This is a genomic window from Bradyrhizobium sp. NBAIM03 (assembly GCF_020194055.1).
GTDB lineage: Bacteria > Pseudomonadota > Alphaproteobacteria > Rhizobiales > Xanthobacteraceae > Bradyrhizobium > Bradyrhizobium yuanmingense.
Map to the genome: position 1 here is coordinate 25,148 of NZ_JADYVS010000008.1, position 24,477 is coordinate 49,624.

20 protein-coding genes are annotated in these 24,477 nt (G+C 57.1%); 1 reads left to right on the forward strand and 19 read right to left on the reverse strand.

Annotated elements, in window-relative coordinates; translation table 11 throughout:
- Nucleotides 1–2 precede the first annotated feature (2 nt).
- From I6F21_RS13840 to I6F21_RS13860, 5 genes are all read right to left on the reverse strand, one after another.
- A complete protein-coding gene (locus tag I6F21_RS13840; RefSeq protein WP_225183260.1) occupies nucleotides 3–728 on the reverse strand; it encodes a polysaccharide deacetylase family protein in 726 nt (241 codons plus the stop codon).
- Complete coding sequence (locus tag I6F21_RS13845; protein WP_346656817.1) at nucleotides 725–1,915, reverse strand: glycosyltransferase family 4 protein; 1,191 nt, start codon at nucleotides 1,913–1,915, stop codon at nucleotides 725–727. The genes I6F21_RS13840 and I6F21_RS13845 overlap by 4 nt, the downstream gene beginning before the upstream one ends.
- Before the next feature lie 24 nt (nucleotides 1,916–1,939).
- Nucleotides 1,940–2,923, reverse strand: coding sequence for a glycosyltransferase (locus tag I6F21_RS13850; RefSeq protein WP_225114272.1), 984 nt, complete (start codon nucleotides 2,921–2,923; stop codon nucleotides 1,940–1,942).
- 72 nt (nucleotides 2,924–2,995) lie between these two features.
- A complete protein-coding gene (locus I6F21_RS13855; RefSeq protein ID WP_225139936.1) occupies nucleotides 2,996–4,270 on the reverse strand; it encodes an O-antigen ligase family protein in 1,275 nt (424 codons plus the stop codon).
- Between the two features lie 225 nt (nucleotides 4,271–4,495).
- Entirely contained in the window at nucleotides 4,496–5,509 is a 1,014-nt protein-coding gene (locus I6F21_RS13860; protein WP_225139935.1) for a glycosyltransferase family A protein, read from the reverse strand.
- Between the two features lie 855 nt (nucleotides 5,510–6,364).
- On the opposite strand from I6F21_RS13860, the gene I6F21_RS38815 reads away from it, so the two are divergent.
- On the forward strand, nucleotides 6,365–7,219 hold the full coding sequence (locus I6F21_RS38815) for a class I SAM-dependent methyltransferase (protein WP_225139956.1): 855 nt from the start codon (nucleotides 6,365–6,367) through the stop codon (nucleotides 7,217–7,219).
- Nucleotides 7,220–7,397: 178 nt separating this feature from the next.
- Here I6F21_RS38815 and I6F21_RS13870 read toward each other — a convergent pair whose 3' ends face one another.
- The 14 genes from I6F21_RS13870 to I6F21_RS13935 all read right to left on the reverse strand — a co-directional run bounded on the left by I6F21_RS13870 (nucleotide 7,398) and on the right by I6F21_RS13935 (nucleotide 24,477).
- Complete coding sequence (locus I6F21_RS13870) at nucleotides 7,398–8,681, reverse strand: glycosyltransferase (RefSeq protein WP_225114276.1); 1,284 nt, start codon at nucleotides 8,679–8,681, stop codon at nucleotides 7,398–7,400.
- 48 nt (nucleotides 8,682–8,729) lie between these two features.
- A complete protein-coding gene (locus I6F21_RS13875) occupies nucleotides 8,730–9,887 on the reverse strand; it encodes a glycosyltransferase family A protein (protein ID WP_225139934.1) in 1,158 nt (385 codons plus the stop codon).
- A 115-nt stretch (nucleotides 9,888–10,002) separates the two neighbouring features.
- Complete coding sequence (locus I6F21_RS13880; RefSeq protein WP_225139933.1) at nucleotides 10,003–11,151, reverse strand: DegT/DnrJ/EryC1/StrS family aminotransferase; 1,149 nt, start codon at nucleotides 11,149–11,151, stop codon at nucleotides 10,003–10,005.
- A 504-nt stretch (nucleotides 11,152–11,655) separates the two neighbouring features.
- A complete protein-coding gene (locus I6F21_RS13885) occupies nucleotides 11,656–12,171 on the reverse strand; it encodes a UDP-N-acetylglucosamine--LPS N-acetylglucosamine transferase (RefSeq protein WP_225139932.1) in 516 nt (171 codons plus the stop codon).
- 168 nt (nucleotides 12,172–12,339) lie between these two features.
- The gene (locus I6F21_RS13890; protein ID WP_225139931.1) at nucleotides 12,340–13,197 is read right to left on the reverse strand and encodes a glycosyltransferase; all 858 of its coding nucleotides are present in this window, start codon (nucleotides 13,195–13,197) and stop codon (nucleotides 12,340–12,342) included.
- Between the two features lie 302 nt (nucleotides 13,198–13,499).
- A complete protein-coding gene (locus I6F21_RS13895) occupies nucleotides 13,500–14,492 on the reverse strand; it encodes an NAD-dependent epimerase/dehydratase family protein (RefSeq protein WP_036029234.1) in 993 nt (330 codons plus the stop codon).
- A 5-nt stretch (nucleotides 14,493–14,497) separates the two neighbouring features.
- The gene (locus I6F21_RS13900) at nucleotides 14,498–15,673 is read right to left on the reverse strand and encodes a DegT/DnrJ/EryC1/StrS family aminotransferase (RefSeq protein WP_225139930.1); all 1,176 of its coding nucleotides are present in this window, start codon (nucleotides 15,671–15,673) and stop codon (nucleotides 14,498–14,500) included.
- Nucleotides 15,674–15,764: 91 nt separating this feature from the next.
- Nucleotides 15,765–16,292: an acyltransferase gene (locus I6F21_RS13905; protein ID WP_036029176.1), complete on the reverse strand. Its 528-nt coding sequence runs from the start codon at nucleotides 16,290–16,292 to the stop codon at nucleotides 15,765–15,767.
- A 14-nt stretch (nucleotides 16,293–16,306) separates the two neighbouring features.
- The gene (locus tag I6F21_RS13910) at nucleotides 16,307–17,779 is read right to left on the reverse strand and encodes a lipopolysaccharide biosynthesis protein (RefSeq protein ID WP_225139929.1); all 1,473 of its coding nucleotides are present in this window, start codon (nucleotides 17,777–17,779) and stop codon (nucleotides 16,307–16,309) included.
- 48 nt (nucleotides 17,780–17,827) lie between these two features.
- The gene (locus tag I6F21_RS13915; protein ID WP_225183262.1) at nucleotides 17,828–18,892 is read right to left on the reverse strand and encodes a Gfo/Idh/MocA family oxidoreductase; all 1,065 of its coding nucleotides are present in this window, start codon (nucleotides 18,890–18,892) and stop codon (nucleotides 17,828–17,830) included.
- Nucleotides 18,893–19,173: 281 nt separating this feature from the next.
- On the reverse strand, nucleotides 19,174–19,686 hold the full coding sequence (locus tag I6F21_RS13920) for a glycosyltransferase (protein ID WP_225139928.1): 513 nt from the start codon (nucleotides 19,684–19,686) through the stop codon (nucleotides 19,174–19,176).
- 849 nt (nucleotides 19,687–20,535) lie between these two features.
- On the reverse strand, nucleotides 20,536–21,963 hold the full coding sequence (locus I6F21_RS13925; RefSeq protein WP_225139927.1) for an HlyD family type I secretion periplasmic adaptor subunit: 1,428 nt from the start codon (nucleotides 21,961–21,963) through the stop codon (nucleotides 20,536–20,538).
- A complete protein-coding gene (locus I6F21_RS13930) occupies nucleotides 21,960–24,179 on the reverse strand; it encodes a peptidase domain-containing ABC transporter (protein ID WP_225139926.1) in 2,220 nt (739 codons plus the stop codon). The genes I6F21_RS13925 and I6F21_RS13930 overlap by 4 nt, the downstream gene beginning before the upstream one ends.
- Nucleotides 24,157–24,477, reverse strand: coding sequence for a hypothetical protein (locus I6F21_RS13935; protein ID WP_057029412.1), 321 nt, complete (start codon nucleotides 24,475–24,477; stop codon nucleotides 24,157–24,159). Before I6F21_RS13935 ends, I6F21_RS13930 begins: the two co-directional genes overlap by 23 nt.

Sequence of the window (24,477 nt, forward strand, 5' to 3'; positions counted from 1 at the left end):
CGCTAGTGATACCGCAAGCGCATGAGTTGGCGATAGAGCCCGAGCTTTGTGCTGATTTTCCAGGAAACGCCGCGCATCGCATCCGGATCGCGCAAGTGGCGGCGCATGTACTCAGCATCCATGTTGTTCGTCATACAAAGGCGGGAGTACAAAAAAGATTCGAAGCCGCGATGAGATCCAAGCTGGATTGTAAAGAGGTGTGTGTAGCCAGCCCTCAGCGCCGCCTCCCAGACCCGTCGGGAAAACCGTCCATATGGGAAAGCGAAGAGAGCTACCTGTCGACCGAGGCGATCCTCGAGCATCGACTTGGACACACCGAGCTCGCGCTCGAGCTCTGCGTCCGAGACGGTCGTCAAATCGACGTGGGCCATGCCATGTGAACCGATCGCAACACCCCCCTTGGCAAGCTCCTCGATCATGTCCCAACTCATACGTCCCGGCGAGCCTACAAAGTCTACCGGGATAAAGGACATGAAACCCGGAATACGACCGGTCGTCATGTAACGGGCGTAGACATGCGTATAGTCCGAAATAAATCCATCGTCGAAAGTCAACAGGACCGCGCCGGTGCCGTGGGATGTCGGATCGGAGCAATGCTCCAGAAAATTCTGGGGCGAGACCAGCGCTTCCCCGCAAAGTGCGAGATGCACTTCGAACGCTTCATGAGTCAGGCACCACGCGTTCGAAGGCGAGGCTTCCACCAGCTCATGATAATTCAAGACGATCATAGAGTTTCCATCAGATCTGAAACCCGCCGGGCCCAAGCCTGCCAGTTCAATCGGGCTTCGAAGGCGTCGCGGCTCGATTGTCTCAGGCATGCCAGCCGATCCTGGTTAGCAAAGGTCTCGAAGATGACCGCCGCATACTCCGCCTTCGTCGCGTTCGGTGGCAACAACAAGCCCGTCTCCCCGTTGCGGACGACGCAGGGGACGCCGCCAGTGGCCGGCGCAATGCTCGGTACTCCATGGGCCGCGGCTTCACAGAACACGATTCCATAGCAATCCGCCCGGGTCGGCAGCAGAAATAGATCCGCGTCCCGATAGAGTTGATCCAATCGGTTGCGCTGTTCGCGATCACACTTGTCGAGATAAGGGATGATCGTCAGGCCATCCTGAGCAACTGACTTCGACGGAGTACATCCGCAGATCACGAGCTCCGCCTCCATGCCCCTCTTCCTCAGTTCAGCGAGGACGCCGACCGCGATGTCAGCGCCCTTCTCCTCCCAGTTGGCGCCGATGAAGAGCAGACGGCAGGGACCCGGCTTGCGGCAACCTAGCACGGAGGCACGATCCGGCGCTTCTTCAAGGTTGGCGCCCCAAGGAATGACATGCACCCGGCTACGGTCGGCACCGTAGTCCCTGATGGCAGATTCGGCTGCCCATTCCGACGGGTAGAGGATCAGATCCGCGCGCGCGATCGTGTCCCGCTCCACGCGTTCAGCGACGTCCCGAGCACCTCGCGACAAGTTTCGATAGTTAGGATGGTAGTTCTCAATGAGCCGAAAGGTCGCGTCGGACGCATAGACGAGCGGAACGCCGTTAGGCACACTCCATGCAAAGGTAGAGCCGGCCGGCGCGAAGACGATATCGGGCGACACCGCTCGGATTTTACGCGCTGAGTCCGCTGCATACTGTGCAACGACCGCCCCCGCATGCAACGGGGAACGGCCGCGCCTGCGAAAGGCACGGCAAAGCCTGGAATACGTCTTGTATAGGGGCAGTATCGGTGCGCTCAACGGACCGATATGGACCAACTCGTGACCTTCACCTGCGAGCGATCTCGACATGTGAAACGGGGTACCGGACCAGAACCCGACCTGGCGCCCATCCCCGATCGTGGCGAATGCAATCCGCCGTGCCGCCGGCCTGTCGGAGATGTGGTTTTGAGTCATTCTATTCACGCACACAGGGACCATCGACCACTTCGCCGGAAAGATCTCTCATGGAGCGAGCGAGCGATCGCTGGATAGAAGTAGCTTTTTCAAACCCGCAGTAAGCGACAGAGGCATAAGAGCCACGCCGGCTCTCATAACGAGAGGTACGTGTCCCGTTTCGGCAAATCCGCGAGCGTAGGTTGAGATCGATTTCATTCGTCTTCCCGAGTGCAGATAGATCCATCCCAGATCCTTGCAATGCCGAGCGATTGCACGATTTGCCGCTTCGAGTGCTTCGCGATCTCGCCGAAGCCCCTTCTTCTCGCTCACTGCCAGCTGCAGCAAGGACGACTTATCCTCCTCCTGGAATTTCGATAGGGTTGAATCCTCGAGTACCCGCATAACTGCGAGCTTGCGATCGACGTATCCAAATCCATGATGCTTCGAGATTCTCAGGTACAGTTCCCAGTCCTCGCCCGAACACCATGATTCATTATAACCTCTAAGCTCATCCAGAACAGTGCGCCGGATCAATACCGCAGTCGGCTTGATAGGCACTTCTTCCAGCAAACACAGATACATCTCACGGCTGCTGAAGAGAAAGACATCGAAATCAGAGCGCGAGCGCGATGCGAGCAGTTTCGGAAATGCACGCATGCTTGAGACAATTGACGACGTGGATCTGCCACGGTCGACCTCAACGTCACAGAACACCGCGCCAATCTGACGATGCCGACGCAAAACATCGACGAGACTGCTGAGCATCTCCGGCTTCCACAGGTCATCCGAATCCAGATGAGCAATGATATCGCCGTTGGCGGCCTTTATACCCGTGTTGCCTGCCGCACTGACCCCGCGATTGCGATCATGCCGAATGTAACGCACTTTGTCGCTTCGAAACTTTTTCACCGCTGCGGCCGTGCCGTCTTTGGATCCATCATCAACGACGATTATCTCGAAATTCCCATACGTCTGATTCAAGGCACTCTCGATCGCTTCTCCGATGATGTACGCACGATTGTAAGTTCGTATGATAATGGAAACCTTCATGCTTTAGTCCTGCGCAGCGAGAAATCCTGATCGGCATCCCTGCCAGCGTAATGACCTCGCGGTCCACCGTCTTCAAATGTCTCCGGTAATCGGGTTGCACCTCGTTTGCGCCGCTGGTGCGGCTCTATCGCGCAGTATGGCGGTCTCCGCGAGGTTCGCTCGCATCCCGGTAAACACAGCGATGAGGATCCAACAAATGCCCCAAAAGTGCACAATGAACCCTAGAAAAGCGATCGTCGCTATTACAATTCCGAGCGCCACTGACAGCCGTCTCTCTTCGGGAGTAAGGTGAGGCGATTTGTCGATCGAGCCAAGCCAGCATGCGCTGGCAATTGTCAAAAGGATCAACGCGCTTCCCGGAATTCCATACGACATTGCGGTGGCGAGCCAAAAGGCATCTACGCTCGAACTCACGAGCGCGCCATGCGACTGCCAATTCCAGTCGCCGTTCAAACCAATTCCGAAGATCGGCGAACCGAGGACCACAGGTCCTCCCGTGTCCCAAATCGCTTGGCGAGCCCATGCCGCCTCCGGGCTTACTCCGCTGAGGCGCACAAGGGTTGCGACCGGGCTGCCAGAGAAAGTGAAAACAACAAGGAGTAGCGCGGTCACACACAACCCGACCAACTTCCATCGGGCAGCGAAGCGAGGGCTTGCGGCATAGAAACTCGCCAGCGCAAATCCGATCAAATAGGCCAACAATGGACTGCGCGCCTGCGAAAACCACACACCGATGAGGGCGATGCCCGCCACACCCCAGCCGAGTACCTGGTGCCTGAACGTAGTGAAGGCCACGACCCCAAACCAAACGCAAACAGCACCGAACAATATCGAATGCTCGAGCGGCCCCATGGCGCGAACGACACCGTCCCGATAGAACGTGTCAGCCCTGATTGCTAATGGTCCATCGTAACTGAGCTTCGCATAGCCGGTAATACCTTTGATGAACTCATAGGTGAACAGTTTATCACTCAGCGGGTCAAGGAGCGCTATGCCGACGATCACAATCATCAGCTTGCAGGAGAACCGTGCTATTCGAACGGAACTATCGACCGGCCCGAGAAGAAACCGGAACGTCAGGTATGCGCCCACAAATTCGAGCGCCTCGATTCCAGCCCCTTTAAAACCCGCCGGACCATCAGTGACTGTGGCAGCCAACATCATCCAAACGCCCGTAAGCGGAGCCAAGATATCCGATGGGACGCAGACGACGGTTCGCGTGCCTAGACGCTGTCCAAGCTGCTGTAGCGCGGCGATGAAGGAACAGAAAATTAGAACTCGAGCAACCGAGAGGCGAAAATCGCCGACGAAGAAAGACAGCCCTTCGGGCAAGACAATCGCGACCAACAATAGCTTCAGATACAGTTCCGTCCCCCAACGCGGCGCCCCCGCCGCGCGACCAACTGGACTCCGCTGCCGACCATACAGATACGTAAGCTGAGAACCCGATTCCAATTCTAAGCTTTTGCGGGTCAACGCGAGTACCTCAAATATCTGAGAAGTTCTGCAAACAAGCAGCGCGCTCGAAGCCGAGGCGCCCCACAAGGCGACGGTTCCTCCCTACGAGGCGCTTCATTTCGTCGTCTCCAGGGGAGTCGCCAGGAAGTCACGACGCAGGCGGCTCGCTACGCTGGGTGAAATCAAGGCGTAAACCAGCGCTTTGTAGTAGTGCGGATCCGTTGGGTGCAAACACGCACATTGCCAACCCGTCTTTAATGCCGACAACCGACGGTTCGACCTACGCCAATCCAGCACGCTCTTGATGAAATGGGCGGCGATGTTGTTGTCCAATAAACTGTTGTTAGATCGTCTGTAGCCGCACATCGCATTCGCGCAACCCTGCTCAAACCGCAAACCGCGCCGCTCGCATGCTCGCCTGAAGACATCGACCTCAAACTGCTTCCGCCAGGTTGGCGCCCGTCGGCTGAGGGAATTGGGAAGAATGCGGTAGGCATAAAGGCACTCCCCCAATACGATCATCGGATGCACCTCCCCGACTCTCCATATGTAATCGCAGGTCTCGGCAACCATTAATGACGGCTCGAACCGTATATCGCCAACCAATGACATTCGAAACATTCCCGTGGGATCGAGAGCCGGCATTTGAAAGGCCCTGATCTCGGACTGGCAGTCGCTCTCGCTTTTCGGCGAAAACACGGGTGCCATGAATCTCTCGTTGATGATGAGCTCGTTGCCGCAGAACACGGCAGCCAAATGCGGGCTGTTGAGCAGCGCACGAACCTGCTTTTCGATTCTAGTTGGATAGCTGATGTCATCCGCGTCTTGAATTGCGTAAAACTCGCCACGGATCCGATCGAGCGCTCGATTGATAGCAACAGGCTTGCCTGAGTTCGCTTGATGGATCACGCGAACACGCTCATCTACCAGCAAATCCTGAACTGAGCTGAAGCAACCGTCCGAGCTACCATCGTCGACAATGAGAATATCCAGGTTCCTGTATGTCTGATTAATTATGCTCAACAGCGACGGACGAAAATGTTTACCAGCGTTGTACACGCACATCACGACCGTGACCAAGGGGTCTTCAGCCCTTCCTCCAGCCTTGGGCGGATGTGCCTTGGACATCACGAAATGCTCCTGCTCAGTCGAGCCTGACACGCCGGCGCCATCTGCACGACCTCCCGGTTCGCTCGCCAGACTTTTTGCAATTCTTCAGCGCGCAAACCAAGAATGGCTTTCTCGGGCCCGCCGGAGACGCAGTCCGCAAGCACATGAAATTCCGCCTACTCACCGCTTTGTCTGCACTCAAGAATAAAACTCCGTGTCGCCTCAGGACGCATGGCATCCCGCCTGTCAGACCCGGAGCCCCTCGGAGGGCTCCTCCGCGCCTCAACATAATTAAATCTGATTTAATTTTCAATCGCCATTTATTTAAATAGTGGGGAGGCGTTTTGGTTATATTATAGCATCGAGCTTCGACTGAAATACCGGCCTCGCGCCCCGACCATGCTCAACGTTTACGGGGTGCGCCCGGCAAAGCCCACGCCGGCGCAGCCTAATCCCGGGCGACGCGGGCTTCGGTTGAACTTTAAGAGGAAGCTCTCGGAATTAAACATACGATCTTTGCCTATTTAATTTGGACAGCCGGCAGTTTGTTTATTATATTCATTGCAGATACAACAAGCTTCGACCCCCGGGCGCCAACGGAGTTCCGCTTGATTGCCCGCGGGCCGCAACCCGGCGAGAACGACAGGCGGGGCATGCAAAGTGACGGCCCGATCAAGAAGGTTGGACAGAGCGATCAGGCCGAAGGCGTCGGCAAGCTCGTCAGTTTCGCATCATAGTGAGGACACTGCACCTCTACGGCCTCACCGATCGCTGAGCCGGCAGTCGATCCGCCGTTGTGGCTAGGTACTCGATATGATTTGTAAAACTTGCTTGTCAGACAGCGAACATCGCCACCACGTCTTTATTGAGATGATGTTTGGCACAAAAGAGCGGTTTGAGTACCAGGAATGTAGTGATTGTGGGACGATCCAGCGCTTATCGGACGTAGCCGATGAGAGCCGCCTTTACCCCGATGGGTATTACTCATTCTCCAGACCGTCGCGAAATTCGCGTGTTACTGCCGTCAGGGACGCGCACGCACTTGGCACCAAAAGCATATTGGGAGCCGTGGCGTCCTTTGTGAGGTACGACCCCATCGTAGCGGTCATCGGATGCTTTGGAATTAATCCCTGTTCTCGGGTGCTTGACGTAGGCTGCGGGTCCGGGAAACTTCTTTACAGAATGTCTGCGGCAGGGTTCAAGAATCTTACAGGAGTCGATCCCTACATTGTCGAACCAACAGCAGGTGCCGTGACGATTCGAAAATCGGATCTTCAGAGTATGTCCGGCGAGTTCGACTTCATCATGTTCAATCATTCGTTAGAACACATGCCTGAGCCGGACCAAAGTCTTAGCAATGCAAGAAGGCTACTTGCGCCCGGTGGCCGCATTCTGGTTCGCATCCCAACTTCATCCTCGCATGCGTGGAGAGAGTACGGCCCGAACTGGGTGCAACTGGATGCGCCGCGCCACGTTGTGATACCCTCTCGCAAGGGAATGAGTGCATTGGCGGAGCGCTGTGGTTTGCGTGTTAGGCAATCAATCGACGACTCGACTGCATTTCAGTTCTGGGGAAGCGAAATGTACAGGAGCTCCAAGCCGCTCGCATCATCCAGACCAGACGATTTGTTCAGCCGGCGGGAAATGAGAGAGTTTGCCAAGAGGGCGGCAACGCTGAATATTGAACAGCAGGGCGACCAGGTAGCTTTCCTGCTGAACGCTGCCTAGGGCTGGATCACCGTAAGTCCAAGCCGAGGCTCACGCTTGAAGTGCAAGGGCATGAGAGCGATTGACTAAGAGATCGGCCAAGCCTGCGACATGCGGCGCGGACTGCAGGGGTCCTCCCGGTCCCGCACCTGGGCAGTGGCGCTCTGGACGGATGAGAATTCGTAGCTAATTGAAAGCTTCACCGGAAGGTTGCCCTGCGGGGGGTGTGAGACCTCGGCGAGGACATTTTGGCCTTCCTTGAATCGATATATGCAACCACCTTGCTCATTGAAGCAGAAAGAGCGCTGTTTGAATATCTTTCTAGAACCATGCTTTCAGCGCTTGCCACAAGAGCGTCATAGACCGTTTCGTTGCTTAAGGCCCTATACGCCTCGCAAAAGCTACGATCATCATTGAACTCCAAAAAATGAACGCCAGAGACGACATCCAGCCCTTCTACACCTTTCCTTGTAGAGATAATGGGCCTCTCCAAGAGTGCCGCCTCCAAAACCTTTAACCGCGTCCCGCTACCCTCGAGCAATGGCACAACAACCGCTCTACAGTCCTTGTAGTACTCGACGACATCAGGGACATCGGGATGCAACTCGACTCCCTTTGAGCGAGCGCAAGCTTCGATCACCTCTGGCAATGGGTCACGTCCAACAACCAAAAGAACGGCATCGGGGTACACATTCCTGTAGAGCGGATACACGTTCTCCAAAAACCAGAGCAAGCCGCTGACATTAGGCTGATAGTGAAGCGCACCAATAAACAGCAAAATGTGTCGGCCGGCGAACCCGCTCCCCATGGGGAGTTTTCCTGGACCTCTCATCCCCAACGTGTTTGGCACAACGAAGATACTTTCAGAGGCCTTTTCACCCCACAGATCCAATTTATCCTTCTCGGAACATACCAAGCAGGCGCCAAAGGCGGTCACACAACGAGTTTGATAGTAGGTCAGGAGCACCTTGTTGATGGCACGGAACAGTTTCCTCAAGGCATTATTCGTCGGGGTAAACAGCGTATCATAGAGTGAAAGAGTCAGGACGTCATCAATATCAACGATGACCTTCATTTTCGCCGTCTGTGACAATCCAAAAAGCCCGGCGGTATTCCGGAGGTATCGCACCAGCACAAAATCGTAGCCGCCAAACTCTATTAGCGCGACCAACTTCTCCATCGAGGCTTTGCTATACTCTCTAACGGGATACGGAAAGCCACGGACCGACATTCCGAACCGTCCCCGCAAGGTTCTAGGGTACTCCAGCTTCTGTAAACAATACTTCCCGGAGAATACGTCCTCCTTTTCGAGATGTCCCCCCGCTCCTGCCATCTGTCGCAGGCCGGAGGGCAAATCCGAGAGATACGCAATATCGACGGGCCCAAGGCCGGCAAAGTATCGTGCGAGATTCATGGTTCTGATGTCAGCGCCAAACTTCTCAGGCAGAGGAAACCTGTCGCTGATCACTAGGGTCTTCTTCATCGAACTTACAGCAAAAGAGTCGGTTAAACTCGGAAACTGATCCTTCAATCAGCCTCGCACCAAATGCTCTCGAGCGGTTCGCAGCAAGTCGCGAACCTGCCGGCCTGGACCACCGAATGAAAGAACAATCAATTTCAAGAACACCGGCAGCATGAAAGGCTTCAGCTTCAATCCCTTCAAATAGTATGATCTCGCTGATACAGAATCGCCCTCTGAATAATAGATCTCAGCCAGCGCCACCATAATGCGTGAACGGATCCACGCCTTCTCCTGCTCAGTATAAGGGCTGCGATCGAGTGTCGCTTCCACCTGCTGAAGATCTATAGTGGACCAGGATGTCTGCCCCATCCACGAATAGGGTTTTGAGGCACAATGTTTGGCATAGAAGTTGGCGAGCGCACCCAAGCAAGCCTTATATACTGTCAGGGCGCCTTTCTCCTTGGCAGCCTGCGATATCATCGTGATGACGGCCAACTCGGAGTGCCAGCAGATATCGATCTTCTCTTGAGTGATGGCGTTTGTCATACTGAGTTCATGTTCACGGTAACACACCATCGGCTCTGCAAAGTATGCGACGTGATAGTTCAAGGAGAACAATAGCCACATGTACCAATCGCCGCCCCATATGAAATCGACCGGAATTCCGGCCCATACCACGTCGACCGGATAGAGGCTCAGTTTCTCGTAACAGTCACGTCGAACAAGCACCGACGCAGCCAGAATCGCATTTCCTTTTACTTTCAATGAGTGCTTGATGATCTCCTCTCCCCTGACGATCGTATCGACGTCTCCATAGGTCGAGTAATCTATCACTGCACCTTCTTTTCCACGTCTCAGGCTAACCCCGGGGCAGAACGCGAGGCCGACCTCCGGATGATTTTCCAGGGTTTCGACGTATCTTTGCAGTATGTACGGTCGGCGCAAGCGATCATCAGCCGATATAAGCCAAACGTACTTCCCTCGACTTAAGAGTATTCCCTTGTTGTAATTCCGGAGCGCTCCCAGGTTCTGCTCGTTCCTGACATAGGTAACGCGACTGTCTGTGAATGTTCTGGCAACTTCTTCCGTGTTGTCCGGAGAGCAATCATCCATGATGAGGATTTCGAAATCCTCAAAGGTCTGCGAGAGGATGCTGTCGACACATTCTGGCAAGAAAGCAGCCAGTCGGTAGCAAGGGACGACAAAGCTAACAAGCGGCTTTTGCATTTGGAATAACTCGCCTATTGTGGATCCGCACTTTGATGAGCCTAAGCCGTAACTTGCTCGATGACGCGCCATGAAGAACGCACAGAGCGTCTTGGGCCTTGAGGAACGCGGCCTATTACAATGCAGAGGCTTGGAGCTCCCTTCGCAACGCGCAGGCGACCCGCTCCTGGTCTTCCTCGTTCATCTGCGCGTAAATTGGCAACAGAATCGAATTGTCCTGCGCGAACTCGGAGTGCCGCAGATCGTGGCGGTGCTTGTCCTTGGCGTAGGGCGCTTCCCGGTGCGAGCACATAATGCCGCGTCGAGTCGCGATGCCCTGATCGAGCAGGCTTTGCATGATCTTGAGCTGGTCGACGCGGTCCGGCAGCCCAACGCAATAGCTCTGCCAGTTGGACCGCGCCCATTCGGGCTCGATCGGCAGTCTCAGGCCTCCGAAATTGCCGAGCATTTCTCGATAGCGGGCCGCGATCGCGCGGCGTCGAGACACCAGTGCAGGCAGCCGCTCGAGCTGCTCGCGTCCGACCGCGGCCTGTATATCGGTCATGCGGTAGTTGTAGCCGACTACTAGATAGTCCTCGAAGATCACCTGCTGTGAGCCGTGCCGCACGATGTCCGGAACGCTCATGCCATGCTGGCGCAACAGCCTGAACTTATGGTCGAGCTTCGCATCGGAGGTGGTGAGCATCCCACCCTCGCCGGTCGTGATGACCTTGCGGGGGTGAAAGGAGAAGCAGGCGATCCGCCCATGCGGCTTGCCGACGCGCTCCCAGCTGCCATCCACTCGGATCTGGCTGCCGGCTGCGCAGGCCGCATCCTCGATCAAGATGATGCCCTGGCGATCGGCCAGCGTGGCGAGGGCTGTCAGATCGCAGGGCATACCCATCTGGTGGACGGCGATCACCGCGCGTGTGCGCCGAGTGATCGCTTCGGCAACCCGGTTAGGGTCGATATTGTATGTACCGGGATCGATGTCGACAAAGACCGGAGTCGCGCCGCAATATCGGATGCAATTGGCCGTGGCGATAAATGAGTGGCTGGCCGTGATGACCTCGTCGCCAGGCCCAATCTCCAGGGCGACGAGCGCCAAATGCAGGGCGGTTGTGCAGTTGGAAACGGCGCAGGCATAAGGCGCACCGACCAGGGCCGCAAAATCGCGCTCGAAGGCTGCCACCTGGGGGCCCTGCGAGACCCAGCCGGAGAGTACAGCTGCGCGAGCTGCGTCGGCCTCCTCCTCAGCAACCAACGGTAATGCGATCGGAATCACGGGATTATCGCCCTCCTGCTGGCGAGCCGCCCAGACCAACCCCTGCCCGGACTTGGCGCTACATCGATCTCAGAACTGGCCCGACGATCTTGAGCTTTCAAACCTGACAAGGGCATCAAGGACTATTCCTATTCCTGGAGCGCGATGCGGCGTCGCGATTTATTTGTCATAGATTATTATATTAAGTCAATTAACCCAACGATAATAAATCAATCTAATGTAGATGTCGCCACTATCGGGGGCAGCTTCAGGCGCCAACCTGCCTTCCTGCAGCCGATGCGCACGACACTACGGTCGCGTAGCCGAACGTCACGCGACACCACCGCGTCAGCGCAGATGGTCGCCCGGGGGCAACTGCGATCCAGTCCCCCTCGAGGAGGCATGACTATCATCCACTTTCAAGCTTGAGGTAATCATGCAAGCAATGCCTTCACGAGAAATCACGATGCGCGAAGACATGGAGCTGCTGGTCCAGCTGTGACGGCATTCCGACCGCCAGGAAACTCATAGCACCGCGCCTGTGTAATGAGGTCCCTCAGGTCGCGCCAGATGGGGCCACTGCGTCAGCCAGAGGTCGGCGCAATGACCAATACGGTCTCCCGACATCGAAAGCTGCTCGATGTTGGCGATGCTGTCGAGCCAGATAGTGCGCGCACCCATCATTTGTCCAAACCGTAGTGCCAAATATCCCGGAGCGGCACCCGTCGAAACGACGATGTCCGGCCTTTCATTCCAAACGATCCAGGCCATTCTGCGCGCCGCCTTCAACAGCGCGATTTTGGTCAACCGGTTAGCATCATTGACAAGGTAGAATTTGTGGTCGGGCACCTGGGCTTGATAGGAGTCGTGGACGGTGACGAACGTGACTTCGCAATGCTCGAAGGCGGGTTTGATCCGCAACAGCTGCACCCAATGGCCCCCACCCGAAGAGACCGCCAGCAGTTTCGGCCGAGTGCCGGGTGACCGCGGCGTGTTGTTCTTGAGCAACGTCTTGCGGTGAAAAACCGGGCTGAGAAGCATGGGCTGGCCTCCCTAGAACGCTGCAAGCTCGCAAGCTCCCATGAACGGATCGGGTCCTCGGCGCCTGCATTTAATATTTTAATTTAAATTAACATGCCGCCATTTAAAATCAAGCGATTTATATGCGCGGCACGTCCGATTTCCTGTCAGGCCAGCCGAATTAGAATCTTACTTGATTGAATCTGATAGTACCTCACGGGAAGTGTCGTCGCGTTGCCAACGATGAGCTCCAAGTCGGGAACCCAGGGTAGCCTTACAGCGAGCGGCAATGTTGACCCCACAATAAATCAATAGTCCGGCCCATAAGCGAGGTTCCTTGAACAGCGCAATGAGCGCCCGGCCATTCGCCGGTCCTTTGTTGACACGCAGTTCAGGAAAGCGCCGGGCGAGCTCGAATGTTCCCCTGTAGGCACGAGTTCTGACGGCGATAAGCTGCAGCAGAGTGCGTGGGGCGAATACCATGGACCTAACGCGGGGCAGTGTCTCCCGCTCTTCTGGTCTGAACTGAAGTCGAACAAAGGTGTCATCAGCGGTGATGTCTGGAAATTGGCCGAACCGCTTGCGTCCCGCCTCAGATAAGGCATACACGCCAGAACCGCCGATACCCTCACGCGAGGATGGCAGCCGTGACCGGATTCCGAAGTATTTACGGACGAGCCAGGAACAGCCTGCCAGATTGATGTCGGCTGTAGGCGCGACCGCCAAAACGCCACCTTCATCGAGGCGGCTTGCCAAAGCCAGAATGGCATCAACGGTAATCAGAATATCGGCATCAACATAAATCCGCGGAAAAACGTCCGCGATTTGATCGCCAAGGTTCAGAGCGTGGGTCTTCCTTGCGATGTTCGATTCCACAACATTGACGGCTGGGCCGAAACGCCGGGCGACGTTCGCAGTGTCGTCTGAGCACCCGTTGCAGACGACGACCACACGGATCTGGTCCGAAGCTGGGTTGCCAACCCATTGCCTCAACGTCCGTGCGATCACAGAACTCTCATTGTGGGCTGGGACGACGATCGAAATCATGAATGGTCCGGTCGAGATCGATCAAATTTGCGTATCTGAGGCTGCCACAGGTTCGATCAGCCTCATGGGGTGGTTCAGCCTCACAGCCGATGGCTTTCCGCGGGCGCCGCACAGGCATCGACCGAGCCGACTACAGGGGCGAACCCGTGCTCACCCCCGTCTGCGGACTCTACCGAACCTAGCCGGATGGCAGGGCCGCGCGTTCCGCCTCGGCCTCGAACGCTCCGACGCCCAAGCAGAGAGAACGGCCAGGCGCGCCGCTTCGGTCTCTTGATCTGCAAGTAGCGACATTGCGATCGGAATCACGATGCCGCCGCCTGCCGCTGATGTTCCGAAGCGAGCTCGCGCTCGGATCGCCACCATTTCACGAGATCTGCGAGCCCTTGCTCCAGCGAAACCGTGGTGCGGAAGCCCAGCAAACGCTCTGCCTTACCCGTCGAGGCCAGCCGTCGCGGTACTGGATTGACCGAGCGCTCCGGCGCGAATTCAGGCGTGAGGCCGCGGTGTCCCATCACCGACGCAAGTACCGTAGCCAGCTCGGTCAGGCTTGTTTCAGTGCCGCTCCCGACGTTAAAGACCTCATCGGTAATCTTTGCCCTGGCGGCAAGGATGTTGGCACGCGCGACGTCGCGGACGTGGACGAAATCCATGGTCTGACGGCCGTCGCCAAAGATAACGGGAGGCAATCCGGCTTCCAGCCGCTCCATCCAGCGGATCAAGACCTCGGTGTACCGTCCGTGGATGTCCATCCGGCTGCCATAGACGTTGAAATACCGGAATGCCACATAGTCGAGGCCGCATGCATCGTTGAAAGCCCGCAGTAGCCCTTCGTTAAACGCCTTGGCGGCCCCATATAGGGTTCGGTTATTGTAGGCATTCTGCCGCTCTGTCGTCGGAAACTCCTCGGCCATGCCATATACCGATGCCGAAGAGGCCGCGATGATCTTCTCAATGTCGTGCTTGATGCACAGCTCCAGCAGGTCGTAGGTGGCATCCACCATGACCTCCTTAGCCAGGCGCGGTTCGGCCGCACAATGAGTGATGCGGAGCGCGGCCTGGTGAAAGACGATGTCGGCAGCCTTGACCAACGCTTCCATCAGCTTGCGATCGCGAATGTCGCCGTGAACCAGCCTTACGGGCCCACGCCCGAGCGCCCGCCGGAGATTTTCCGGCCGGCCTCTGATCATGTTGTCGAGGGCAACAATCTCGATGCAGCCCTCGTCGCAGAGCAGATCAACGATGTGGGAGCCGATAAATCCTGCCCCGCCGGTGACCAGAACGCGTTTACCCTTGATATCGATCAAGACGCTCTCCTGTTGTGGGACCATGTCATGAAGCTTTGTGGATGCTCCGACCGGGTGCTGATGTCTGCGCTAGGCCGCAGCGCCGCACTCCTCAATATTCCGACAACCTCGGCCGTCCGTTCCGGCGGCAACTCGGGATAGATGGGAAGAGAGAGGAAGTCGTTCGCGAGCATCTCAGTGACGGGGAGATCACCGGCCCGATAGCCGAGTTCTGCATATGCCCTCTGCAGATGCACTGGGACCGGATAGTGAATCCCGGCGCCAATCCCGGCATCACGCAATCGGTTCAGCGCGTCGTCGCGGCGCTCCGATCTGACCGCATAGACGTGATACACGTGGCGGACGTACTGGGGCGGCTGGGGACGCGCGAATGGAAGACCAGAAAGCAGCGCATTGTATCGCTCAGCCAGCGACCGACGTGCGTCCGTCCAATGCTCAATATAGTCCAGCTTGACATTCAGTACCGCGCTCTGGATTTCGTCCATGCGATAGTTGTATCCGGCAATGACGTGGTCGTACTTCGCCTCCTGCCCCCAATCCCGCAACAGGGACACGCGGCGTGCGAATTCAGGCCGGTCGGTGACGACCGCCCCACCCTCGCCAAACGCTCCGAGGTTCTTGCCCGGATAAAAGCTGAAACATCCCAGATCGCCGATCGAGCCTGCGCGACGTCCGCGATATTCCGCGCCGTGCGCCTGCGCGGCGTCCTCAATGACGACCAGCCCGTGACGACGCGCTATGGCCATTATCGGATCCATGTCGGCCATCAGCCCGTGGAGGTGAACTGGCAGAATCGCCTTGGTTCGCGGTGTGATCGCAGCTTCGATCAAGCTGGGATCCATCGTCCATGTTACCGGGTCAACGTCGACAAATACCGGCCTGGCGCCGCTGTAGAGAATAGCTGCGGTTGTTGCGACGAACGTCATGGAGACCGTGATGACTTCGTCACCGGATCCGACGCCGGCCGCCAGCAAGGCAAGGTGAAGCGCCGAGGTGCCACTGTTCACCGCGCGACAAGCGGTGGTCCTGCAATAGTTTGCAAAGCGTTCCTCGAAGGCTGTGACCTCGGGTCCGAGCACAAAGTGCCCGCTACTGACGACCCTCGCCACTGCGGCGTCGATTTCCGGCTTGATCTGGCTGTATTGCGCTTTCAGGTCCAGGAAGGGTATCAAGATTCAAAGCCTTGATTTGATCGACATTATATCGGCTATTTAAATCCCACTATTAAATTTAATCAAGCGTTAAATTCAAGCAGAATATATATTACCGGTGATAGTCTTTCTGAAGCGGCTCTGCTGAGCTACGACCGCTTGGCACCCCGTCGTCAGCGGCGGCCAGAATCCGAGCAGGCACGCCGGCCACGACTGCGCCGGGGGGAATGTCCTTTGTCACCACCGCTCCCGCACCTACGGAGGCCCCCTCTCCGATCGTCACGCCGCATAGAATGGTCGCATTCGAGCCGATGGAGGCTCTCCTACCGACGTGAGTGCGCTGAAGTGTCCAGTCCGAAGCCAGCTGAGGACGACCATTTGCGGTTGTCGCCTTCGGATATTTGTCGTTCGTGAACATCACACCGTGGCCGATGAAAACTTCGTCTTCGATCGTGACGCCCTCGCAGACGAAGGTATGCGACGAAATCTTACAACGCGCACCTATCTTTGCCCCCGCCTGAATCTCGACGAAGGCTCCAATCTTGCTCTCATCGCCAACGGTGCAACCATACAGGTTGACCAGCTCGGGATGAAATATCCTGACGTCACGGCCTAGCTTCACATCCTTCGTTATAGGCATGGTTGTCCTCCAGATTATGCCGGACGTGATCGACGCAGCCTCGGCGCACTCCGGAAGAGCCCGTCTGCAACGTGGCGAAGCTGATGCAGCAGCGGATGGCCGGTCATTGTCAATCCGCACCACCAGCCGAGGCCGGCAATGGGGAACGACAGTATCAGGCCGGTCAGGGAAGTAAGCATGCCCGCTTCGATCAATGCGGCGCAAGCCAGTACACCGGGGGCCATAGCGAACGTCACCAGGCCGCTCTTCAGAGAGGCGCGGAAAAACTCCCCTGAACTGAAGGCCAGATGACGTTTGAGGAAATATATCACCACGGCGGTCTGGAACGGCAGTGTTGCGAGAGCCGCGCTTGCGACAGCCTCTACGCCGAAAAACGATGCGCCCAGAACGACCAGAAGCGAAGGTGGTAGCGAGATGAGCGAAGACACCAAGGCGTCGCGTACGCTTCCAACAGCGAGGAACACGGGATAGGTAAGGCAAGCCGCGAATAGCGCAAGATTTGCAATGCAGAGAATGCGGACCAAGGGAACTATTTCCAGCCACGTCTGCCCGAGCCAAATCAGAACGATCGGCTGAGCCATGAGCGCGACAAAAATCAAGAACGGCCACTGCACAGCCGAAAGGAGTTCAACTGCCTCGAGATAGACGGCCTTCAGATCCGCCCCTGCCCTGCGTTGTGCGACAATCGCCGGCATAATGACAGGATTTAGAGCCTGCGCGACGAGCCGGTCGAACATTTGTGTCAGATTGGTAGCCCGGGTGTACAGACCGACAGATCCAAAATCCAGGATCTTGGCGAGCAGCAGCTGCGGCGCCAGATTGTAGACGAGATTGATGACGCTGACCGCGCTGGAGTAAAGACCGAAGTTGACTACCTCGCGATGCCCGAGCAGCGATGGACGCAAGACGCCCCAGTCCCGATGATTGGCAAGCAGCATCACGGTGAATACAATGCTCCCCGCCAATCCGCCCCAGATTGGCGCCATGTAGCTGAATCCCGCCATCGCAAGCACGATCGATGCGACGGCCGTCGCCGCTCCGGTTGCCAGGTTGCACACGGCCAGCGTGCCGAATTTCATGTCGCGGCGGAGCAGAGCGGATGTTGTCCCGTGAAACGGGACTAGAACAAAATTCAGCGCCGCCACCTGGATGCCCCTTCTGAGACTGTCCTGGGCAAAGAGCTCCGAGAGCGGGCCCGCAAGCACGAACAGCAGAAGCGCAATTGCTACCGATATTCCGAGCGTGATGGTGAACGCGGAGCGAACGTCCGCCGTGGATAATTCACGCTTCTGAATCAGATAGTTTCCGCCCCCGAACTCAAAAAAGGATGCGCCAATCACCGTCGTGATGGCAGTGACGACTGCATAGACCCCGAATTCTGCCGGCGAAAGCAGACGAGCGAGGATAGCGGTGGCAACGAAGACCAGGATAAGGCTTCCATAGCGGTCGGCCGCTGAAAACAGGATGGAACGTTCTACCGAATTCATCGCGAGACCGTCGCGCTGTTCGCGGATACCGTGTCGCCCGCCAATGCTTCAAACCGTGGCCGTCGCACGTTCCGGACTCCTGTACTCCTGCCGTTTCAGTAGGACCGGCTTGCCGTGTTCGGCGATCGACCGAGATGCAGCCTCCAGGACCTCGATCACCCGCAGTCCGGACATGCCACTCGAGATCGGTGGCGTCCCATTGCGCACACAAGCGATGAAATGCTCGACCTCGACCTGCAGCGCTTCCTTAGGAGCGACGTGGGGCGCCCACATATCTCCAGCCCGATAACCGATCCGGAATTGATGGGCGTGATCGGAGGGGCCGTCCACGGTGATACCCTTGTCATACACCTTGATCTTTTCCGTCGGTTCAAGATCGTCATAGACGATCATCTTCTTGCTGCCTCCAATGAACATCTGCCGGACCTTGATTGGCGAGAGCCAGTTGACGCTGATATGGGCAACGCATGTGCTATCGAAGAACAATGTGATATGGGCCATGCTTTCCGGCGAGCCGGCCACATGGCACGATCCCGTCGCCGAAACTGCAACAGGCCTCTCATCCAAGATATGGTGGATAATCGAAATGTCGTGCACCGCTAAGTCCCAGATCACGTTGACGTCGCTCTGGAACAGGCCAAGGCTGGCCCGCGTGCTGTCGTAGTAATAGACTTCACCGAGCTCCTTCTTAAGCAAGAGCTCGCGGATTTTCCGCACGGCCGGCGTATAGACGAAAGTGTGATCCACGCTCAGTATTAGACCGCGCCGAGCTGCCTCATCGATCAGGCGTCGGGCCAGATCTGAACTTTGTGCCAGCGGCTTTTCAACCAGAACGTGCTTTCCCGCCTTGAGCGCGGATAGCGCCAATTCATAATGTGTATGAACCGGCGTAGCGATGGCCACGGCATCGATGGCCGGGTTCTTGAACAATTCGTCGTAACAGGACGTCGTTATCGCTCCCGGATAAAGACGCTTGCTGGTCGCGAGCTTCTCCGGATCAAGGTCGCTTATACCAACTAGACGTACCGAAGGATGAGCAGCGAAATTGCGGACCAGGTTCGGTCCCCAATAGCCGTATCCGACAACCCCAATGCCAACTGTATCGTTCGACATAACTGCACCAGTGATCAAAACTCGCGTGAGGTTTTCAACTTGCTAGGTTAGTTCGACAGTCCTGGCGATGGCCACACCGCTGACCTCCGCGGCCAAGTGAACACGGACAGACGCGCAGTGTGTCTAGGACATTCCAGCTCACGGTTGCCATGGCGACGTCGAGCAGGGCGGTGCGCTTTTGGCAATCTTCGTTGCTGGCTTAGGCGGAGGTCTCCGTCATCGTTACGGCACGACTGGACAGGAGAAGAGGCTCGGCCGTATTGTATTTTCATATCCACCGCCTAAGCTGAAGCGCTGTTAGGTCCGGAACGAACATGTCCCGTTTCGATGAAACTCCGAATTGCCGTGATCAGCTGCGGCGATGCTTCACCACCGAGGCGTTCGCATCGATTGACGATGTCCAACTGATCCAATTTGTCCGTTAATTCCCGTTCTTCGAAAGCGACCTCAATACGGCCTTGCGCGGCGAACTGTTTTGCCGTTGCGATCTGATGATCGTTTCGGTGTTCACCCAGGCTCGCACGGCGTGGCATGACGATAATTCGTTTTCCGAGCTCGAGGGCGGTGATAATGGAGCCCATGCCTGCATGAGCGATCACCACGCTTGCCGCCTCGACGCAACTTTTGAATCGACTTGGGTCAATGAACCGCTCGGTACGGATGTGCTTGAATGGATAGTTTGATGGCCCGATCTGAGCGAAAACATCGCTCCTTGCGCGTGCACCGGCCCATTCGTCGACCGTTCGGATCAGACGGTCGAATTGCACTTGCGTTCCGACTGTTACGAAAATCATAACGCGAGTCCTTCATAGATGCGTTTGACATGCGAACAAGGTGACGTACCGCCACCACACGCGACTTGGCTCCTGACAAATGCGGTCCGGCCATTCGCGGTGGAACTACATACGAGGCGACGCCCACTGCGCATGCGAAGATGTCGAACGCCGGCCAGCCCACAACCGCGCTCGCGAGATCGACGGTGTCGGCCATACCTTGAGTATCGAAGGACCATCGCAAACATCCACGCACGCACCGCAACCCTCTGCAGAAAAATGTATTATTCAATCGAAACAGCATTTAATTATTATTCTATAATACCGTCCGGGCGGTTATTTTCAAGAAGATAAATAAATTAAAATTTTAGATCCGTCCCTATTTTCTCGCGGTTTTTGTTCGCGACTTTGAAGCTTTCGGCCCCGCGGTTGACGATATGGAATGAAACAGCGTGCGGCGCTCTTGCCCTCCACCGCCGCGACTTCCTCCGTCAGTTCGATGCAAGTGCCGACACGCGCACCCGACAGCGCGCGCAGCACTCTTCGACAATCGCCTGTAATGCCACCCCGAAGGCATACTTCGGCCCTGAAGTGCAGTCAGCTGAGGGACGTTGGACGAAGTATCTGCTAAGGCCTAGTGCTCTCAGGCGGCAGGTGGACAGACAAGCAACACATTGAGCGTTTGGAGATCACGCCTCCTGCGAGCGATTTTACTGGTCGGGAAACATCCATCCAGACGATGGGTGTGCGCCCGGCGGCCATGTTCGGGCTGCAGCACCAAGCCTCAAAGGGCGTAGTTCGACTCTCGCGAGCGCGCGCCCTCTCCGGATGAGGACTGATCTACCTGAACCGGCATCTACGCTGATTTACCTAGTACTCCCGGATGCTTTCATCCAGTCCGCGTAGCAATGGATAGAGGAAGTAGGAGATCACGGTGCGCTTGCCGACTTTCAGTTCGGCCGTCACCGCCATACCCGGAATCAGTTGAATGCGTTCAGCCGGCAGCCGAAGGTGCGTGTCCGACAAATCGACCAGTACGCGGTAATAGGGAGCTGGCGCGCGGCGCGCACCTTCGGCCTTCGTATCCGGGGAAAACGTATCCTGACTGATGACGCGGACTTCTCCCGTTGCAGTTCCATACTTCTGGAAGGGAAACGCTTCGAACTTGATCCGAACCGACTGTCCGAGCGCCACCTGACCGATATCCCGCCCCTCGACGTTGACCTCCGCCTGAAGCGGCACGTCGCGCGGAACCAGAACAAACAACGTTTCGGCCTCGCGAACCACCGAGCCGACTGTCCGGTTCGCGATATCCAGCACCACGGCATCTGCCGGCGCCTGCAGGATGATCAACTGTCGACGAAGCTCGGCCTTCTTCAATTCCTCTGCCGCGCTATTGCGCTTCGGCAGCGTCTCCACCAGTTCCTGATAGGTGGTGCGACGAAACTCCTCGGCGAACACTTTCTGATCAGCGCGGGCCTTTTCGAGCCGATGGGTACTATCGGCGATACTGCCGCGAACACGCGCCAGATTGCTTTCGACCTCGAGCCGAGCATCGCGAGACAGCAGGAAGTTCAGCCTCGAACCGACCTCTTTATCCATCAGCGTGGTCCGCATCGCTTCAATCGAACGCATTGTGTCGAGCCGCTGAAGGAGAACCGCCTCTTCATTCTGTGCTGTCTTGAGATTGGCTTGCGCGGAAGCGATCTGTGCGTCGTAGTTCTGAATCTGCGCCTCGTAGGCGGCTCTCCTCTGCAAGAACAACTTGCCTTGCAGGATCTGATCCGCGTTCGTCAGCTCTTTGACGGCATACTCGATTCCGTTCAATTCAGCGCTCAGACGATCGATCGACGCATCGAATCCAGCCACTCTGCCGCGCAGTTGGTCGAAATCCGCCTGCGAAAACGTCGGATCGAGCGTCGCCAGAACGTCGCCGCGGTTGACGCGATCACCGGCCTTGACGTGGATCTCGCGTATGACCGACGTTTCCAACGGCTGCACGACCAGGTTGGGACGCGTCGTGGTAAGTTTTCCCTGCGCCGTGACGATCATCTCCACCTGCGAAACGGAAGCCCAGATGACCACGAAAGCAATTAGTGCAAGTACGCCGTAAAGGATGAAGCGCGCGAGCCGCGGTGGCGCTTGCTGCTCGAGTTCGGTCGCATCGGACTGGAACTCGGCGATGACTGGCGCTCGCCTCGGTACTGGCCTGAATAGCTTGCGGCGGCGCTCGACCGATCTGGCCGGAGCGAGACCGTTCGGATTCACATCCGCGCGTGATGGACCAGTCTCCCTCATGCAATCTGCTTCATCTGTTGATTCCACAAATGCCTGTAGATAGTGCATTTCGACAGGAGGTGGTCGTGGCGATCCATATCGACGATTCGGCCGCGGTCCATCACCAGGATCTGGCTTGCTTCGGTCAGCATCGACAACCGATGCGAGACGACGATAACGGTACGTCCTGCCGCCAAACGGCGGAGATTGCGCCTGATGATCATTTCGCTTTCGGCATCGAGGGCACTCGTCGCTTCATCGAAAATCAAGATCCTTGGATTGACGATCAGAGCTCTCGCAATCGCGAGCCGCTGCTTCTGCCCGCCGGACAGGTTCGATGCATCCTCCTCAAGCATGGTGTCGAAGCCACGCGGCAACCGTTCGATGAACTCGTCGGCGCCTGCGAGCTGAGCTGCAGCGACGACCTCGGCAAAGGTGGCATCACGTTTCACGCAGGCGATATTGTCGCGAATCGTCCCGCGAAACAGGAAATTGTCTTGCAGGACGATCCCAAGGTTTCGGCGCAGATGCGCGAGGTCGAGCTCCCTCGAGTCATATCCGTCGATGCGCAGCAGCCCCTGCTGCACCGGATACATGCCCGAAATCAGCCTGGTGAGAGTCGTCTTGCCTGAGCCGCTCCGTCCCACGATCCCGAAGATCGATCCTGGCTCAACGGTGAAGGAGACATGATCAAGCGCCGGGGATCCCTCGGATCCGTAGCGAAAAGAGACACTTTCGAACTCGATTTTGCCGGCAAGGTCGGGCCGCAGCCCATCTTTCCGACCGTCGCGCTCAGGCTTCTGATTCATCACCTCGCCGAGCATTTTCACGGCAAGAGCCACTTCCTGGTATTCATGCACCATGGTCACGAGCTGGACCAGCGGTCCGGAGACCCTGCCGGCCAGCATATTGAAGGCGACCAACGCGCCGATTGTCATTTCGCCGGCGAAGACATCGAGTGCCCCGACGGAGATGATTCCGAGCGTCATGATCTTCTCGAGAAATCCGGTGAGCGCCTGGGCGCCTGCGGAGATCTTCTCGACACCGAATCGCATGGTCACGGACTGCGCGCAGCGGCTATCCCAAACCCTGCTCTGCGCTGGCTCCATCCCCAGCGACTTCACGGTGCGCATGCCGTGAACTGTTTCGACGAGGAGAGCCTGCCGCGCACCTTCCGCTTGATATAGATCGTACAGTCGTCGTCGAAATGGACCCATGAGCAGGCCGACGACGGCGCCGCTCGCGGCGGTGAAGGCCAGGACCATCAAAGTCAATTTGACGCTATAAAGCGCAAGGACCGGCAGGAAGACGAACAGCGAAAGCGCATCGAGGGTCGTCAGAAACAAGCGCCCGGTCAGAAACTCACGGATCCTCGCCGCCTGCTGCATGTGCTTGACCAGGACTCCGGCGGCCATGTGCTCGAAAAACGTAACCGGTAGCCCGAGGAGATGACCGAACGTCTTCGTAGCGACGCGAATGTCGACCCTGTTGGTCGCATATAGCAACAAGTAGCGCCGCAGAAAGCCGAATATCGCGTCAAAGACGAGCGCTACGGCCGCTCCTACCGCGAGTACGTACAGAGTGGTGAAGCTTTCGTGAACCAAAACCTTGTCGATGACGAGCTGGAAAAATATCGGGATGACGAGGCCCAACGCATAGAGCAGGATGGCGGCAATGGCGACGTCCCTGAACAGCCGCCATTGAAGAAGCAGTTCCGGCACAAACCACCGGAGGCCGAAACTCCCTCGGCCATCCTGTGTCAACTGCTCGCGCTTGATCAGGATCGTGTCACCGGCCCACTGCGCACAGAATCGATCGCGCTCGACAACCAAGACCTCGTGCTTGCGGTCGGCGAGCGGGTCGAAGATGCTGACGACCTCGGTGCCATCAGTTCGCCGTCCCGCACCAAGAACGGCGATCCAGTTGCCATTGGCGAGCCTCGCCAGCGCCGGATAGGCCTCTCCAAGATGAATCAGCGCGCCCCAATCCAGCTTCGTGCTCCTCGCGCGCAGGCCTGCATCCTTCGCCATGCGCAGCAGGAGATTCAACGAGAGCGGGCCGGCTACCGCATACGCATGCTTCAAGCGTTCGACCGGCAGATCTATGCCATGGTGACTGGAAACCTTGGACAGGCATTCCAATGCCGTCTGGGTCGACAATCCGGGCGCGGGCGCGTCCGCAACCCGGTCCTTCGCGCCGCCAGCGGCATCGATGTCAGCGGAAGTTCGAAGAGACATTCAGAGACCGTGTGTTGTGCGCCAGCGCATCACGTACTCCCGACGCACCGTTGTGCGATTGAGCTGGCTGGTTCCGCCGGACGACGCCCGCATCGACCAGGCCCTGGAGCGCCTTCTGCATTACGTCGACCGAGTTAGCGAAAGATTCGACCGAAAAGATCAGCCGCTGAGAAAATACGCGCTTCGGAGCGTTGTTGGCGTCACGCTCTGTCGGTGAAAGACTGACCAGATCGACGCGGACGATGGTTCCACTGACGGTAATTTCTTCGATTCCATCGGTATAAAGTTCGGCGTGCAT